4 protein-coding genes and 2 tRNA genes are annotated in these 3,435 nt (G+C 69.1%); 4 read left to right on the forward strand and 2 right to left on the reverse strand.

What is annotated here, in order from left to right; all coding sequences use genetic code 11:
* Nucleotides 1-254: 254 nt before the first annotated feature.
* A tRNA-Gly gene (locus Q1N79_RS01085) sits at nucleotides 255-330 on the reverse strand.
* A gap of 232 nt (nucleotides 331-562) precedes the next feature.
* Nucleotides 563-997 carry an SsgA family sporulation/cell division regulator gene (locus tag Q1N79_RS01090; RefSeq protein WP_300602986.1) on the reverse strand — a complete coding sequence of 145 codons (435 nt, stop codon included), beginning with the start codon at nucleotides 995-997 and terminating at the stop codon, nucleotides 563-565.
* A gap of 539 nt (nucleotides 998-1,536) precedes the next feature.
* Between Q1N79_RS01090 and Q1N79_RS01095 the strand changes: the two genes are divergently transcribed.
* The 4 genes from Q1N79_RS01095 to Q1N79_RS01110 all read left to right on the forward strand — a co-directional run.
* Nucleotides 1,537-1,611, forward strand: a tRNA-Val gene (locus Q1N79_RS01095).
* Nucleotides 1,612-1,671: 60 nt separating this feature from the next.
* Complete coding sequence (locus Q1N79_RS01100) at nucleotides 1,672-2,310, forward strand: SAM-dependent methyltransferase (protein WP_300602990.1); 639 nt, start codon at nucleotides 1,672-1,674, stop codon at nucleotides 2,308-2,310.
* Nucleotides 2,311-2,344: 34 nt separating this feature from the next.
* The gene (locus Q1N79_RS01105) at nucleotides 2,345-2,671 is read left to right on the forward strand and encodes a hypothetical protein (protein WP_300602992.1); all 327 of its coding nucleotides are present in this window, start codon (nucleotides 2,345-2,347) and stop codon (nucleotides 2,669-2,671) included.
* Between the two features lie 280 nt (nucleotides 2,672-2,951).
* On the forward strand, nucleotides 2,952-3,435 hold a 484-nt coding region (locus Q1N79_RS01110; protein ID WP_300602995.1), incomplete at its 3' end, for a GNAT family N-acetyltransferase.

Genomic DNA, 3,435 nt, shown 5'->3' on the forward strand with positions numbered 1-3,435 from the left:
GCGGGACACTCGCCGTCGACGCCCGGTGACCGGATCCCTTGCGATCTCGACGTCGACCCGCCAGAAGCCCTCGCCGAGCTCGACGATGCCGCCGCTCCCCCGCCGCCGGCGCCGGGGTCCTGACGCCTTCGAACGGGACGGTGCCTTTACAGATGGGCCCTCTACCACGCTCGATAGTAGAGCACATCAGTAGAGTCGAGCGGAGGGACCCGAGAGCAGCAGTCCAGTTCATACCTTCTGAGCTGGACTTTCGATGGAGCGGACGACGGGACTCGAACCCGCGACCCTCACCTTGGCAAGGTGATGCTCTACCAACTGAGCCACGTCCGCACGCTCCGCCGGGTCTCTCCGGCGGACCCTCAGAACTGTAGCCGATCCTGCCGCGCGCGCAAACTCCGAGCCCGGGCTTCGGACAAAAAATCATTATCCCGAACGAACAGTGGCAACTCACCCCGCCGCGCCTCCCCGCGGCACGTGGCCACAGCCGCCGGGGAACACGCCGGCGGGGTCATCCCGGCCCGTTACGGGGGCCCGGGCCGGGAAGCTCGCTGCGTTCGTCCAGTCAGGACGCCTGGCGGAGCAGGTCGTTCAACTCGGCCTCGACGTCCACGTGGTCGCTCTCCTTGCCCGCAGGGACGATCTGGTACGTCTTGCGGAGGAAGTCGGAGATCTCCTTGACCGGCGCCTCGAAGTGCGCCTGGCCGAACGGCGAAGACAGTTCGATGTTCAGTACGCTGCCGGGCGCGCCGCCCTCGGAACCGGCCGACGGCCAGACCGTGACGTCGCCGAGGCCCTCGCGGGTCTCGATGCCCGTGGACAGCAGGTCACGCGCGAAGATCCACTCGACAGGCTCATCGAGCCCGACGTGGAACGCGATGCGGATCGCGTACGGGTCCTCGCGAGAGTAGAAGAGGCTAGCCACCAGTGGCACGATCGTCTGCTGGGGAACGACAAGCCGTAGTCCGAGTTCGGCTGATACCGTGCTGCTGCTGTTCATCGTCAGGCCAACCTTAATTCGCTGGGTCCCGGTAGTCCGGGCTCTGTTTGGTGACGCGACCCATGGGCGACTGGTCCGCATACGGAGCGTTAGGCTCTCACTTGCCCGATTGCTTCCGTTTGCACCGTTTTCGCACTGCGGGCGCTGGGGGGATTCGTCACGGCATCCGTCCTGTTCAGATGCCTCGGGTTAAGAACGACGCCATGTCAGTGTAATGTTCCTGCGCATCGATTGCATAGCCTGTGACCTTCGTCGCATCCAGTTACCTGTAGGCGTTGTACCCAGAGTAGGCACCCGGCAACTCAACGCAATGAGATCGTTATCCCTTGCTATCGATTGCATTGCACAGAGTAGCCGAAGTCTGTCCTACTTGTCAGTAGCTCGGCAGATTTCCCGGCACCCCCGTGCGCGTTGCGTGGCTTCACCCGCGACCTCCCGGCCCGACCGCGCCGGACCGTCCGCGCTCACGGACCGTCCGGATATGCGCTACGCTGAGGGCGCACGCCCGCGGCCCGCAGACCGCGCGGGGCCGCCGGCACGGGCGATTGGCTCAGCGGGAGAGCGCCTCGTTCACACCGAGGAGGTCACTGGTTCGATCCCAGTATCGCCCACCACCCTGAAAGATCCCTGAAAGCCAGGTGAAAGGCCGGTCCGCATCTCCGGACCGGCCTTCGATGTCTTCGGCGGGCTCCCTGCTCTCGCGGCGGGGGGAAGTCGTCCAGGGGCACCTGCGCGCCGGGCTGGACCGAGCGCCTGCCGGGGGCGTGCGCCTGATCAGCCTGTGCGCCGGGCAGGGCCGGGACGTGATCGGCGCGCTGAGGGGGCATCCGCGCCGCCACGACGTGCGCGCCCGGCTGGTCGGGCTGGACGAGCGCAACGCCGCGCTCGCATGGCAGGCGGCGCGGGCGGCCGGGCTGCACGGCGTCGAGGTGCTGCGGGCCGGCGCCGGGCTCACCGATGCCTGCGCCGGCGCGGTACCCGCCCGCATAGTGCTGGCATGCGGCATCTTCGGCAATATCACCGGCGGCGACATCCGGGCCACGGTGGCCGCCCTGCCCAGCCTGTGCGCAGCCGGTGCGCTGGTCCTGTGGACCGGGCACCGCAGCCCGCCCGGCCTGACTCCCGCGATCCGGACCTGGTTCGGGGAGGCGGGCTTCCGCGAGGAGGCGTTCGACACCAGCCCCGACGGGTTCATGTCGGTGGGCGCGCACCGGCTGGCGGGCGAGCCCGCCGCGCTGGCGCTGGGCCAGCGGCTGTTCACCTTCCCGGGCGGAACCGAGCCAGGCCCCAGCCAGGCCACGTCGTCGCCTTGAACGCTCCGGCTAATCCGAGACTGAGCTGCGACCGATGTCTGCCAGTGGGTGCGCGGCAGGTCGCAGCCGAACCCAGCCTGCCCATCCGCTGAGCGCCCTGCACGAAGCCGACGGGCAGCGGGATGCGGCCAGCCGCGTGATCGACTGGTCCGAGGCGAGCCAGGGCGATGCCCTGTACGACCTGGCCACCTTGACGCTCGGGCACCGCGAGCACCTGGGCGGCGTCGTCGCCGGCTACGGCACCGACGTCGACCTCGACGAGATCCGCGCGTGGTGGTCGCCGCGGAGCCTGCGGGCGGCCCGCTGGCTGATCGAGCACGGCTTCGACCATCCTCGCCAGGCTGGGAGTTCGACGTACTGAGATCCCAGCTGTGAGGCCGCGCGAGCAGCGCCCGTTACAGACCTTGATGAACGTGCCCTGGCCCGGACGGCCCTCCGCGAGCCCCTTGGTCTCCAGTTCCCTGTAGGCCTTGAGCACCGTGTTGGGTTGATGGTCAGGGCGGTGACCACGCCCCTGACCTTGGGCAGCTGGTCGCCGGGCTTGAGGTAGCCGAGCCGGAGCGCTCGCTCTACCTGCTGCACGAGCCGCGGGTAGGTCGGCACCCCTGACGAAACGTGACGCGCCTGGCATCATTGGGCAGATGACGGTCTCGCCGCAGCCAGGCTCTCCAGCCCCGCCTGAGCTGATCGTCCGCGACTACACCGCAGCCGACTACCGCGCTTGCCGGGCCCTGTGGGCGGAGCTGACCGAGTATCACCGGCGCATCTACGGGGACCCGTCGATCGGCGGAGACGACCCCGGGGCGGCATTCGACGGCTACCTCGCGATGCCGGAGCGGATGAGATCCTGGGTGGCCGAGTCACACGGACAGGTCGTCGGCCTGACCGGCCTGCTCGACCGGGGCAGCAGCGGGGAAGTCGAGCCGGTCGTCGTCGCCGCGGCAGCCCGCGATCAGGGCATCGGTCGCCGGCTCATCGGCCGGGTCGTCGAGGAGGCTCTTGCCCGCGGTTACGAGTACCTGGCCATCCGCCCGGTGGCTCGCAACGTTGCCGCTGTGCGCCGGTTCCATGCCGCCGGGTTCCGGACCCTGGGCGGGCACATCGACCTCACGATGGACCTGGCCC

The sequence above is a fragment of the Trebonia sp. genome (assembly GCF_030042015.1).
Taxonomy (GTDB): domain Bacteria; phylum Actinomycetota; class Actinomycetes; order Streptosporangiales; family Streptosporangiaceae; genus Trebonia.

Excerpts from the sequence above, each read along its gene's own strand:
- Q1N79_RS01100 (WP_300602990.1), top strand. The coding sequence starts at position 1,672 with ATGTCTTCGGCGGGCTCCCTGCTCTCGCGGCGGGGGGAAGTCGTCCAG.
- Q1N79_RS01105 (WP_300602992.1), top strand. The coding sequence starts at position 2,345 with ATGTCTGCCAGTGGGTGCGCGGCAGGTCGCAGCCGAACCCAGCCTGCC.
- Q1N79_RS01090 (WP_300602986.1), bottom strand. The coding sequence starts at position 997 with ATGAACAGCAGCAGCACGGTATCAGCCGAACTCGGACTACGGCTTGTC.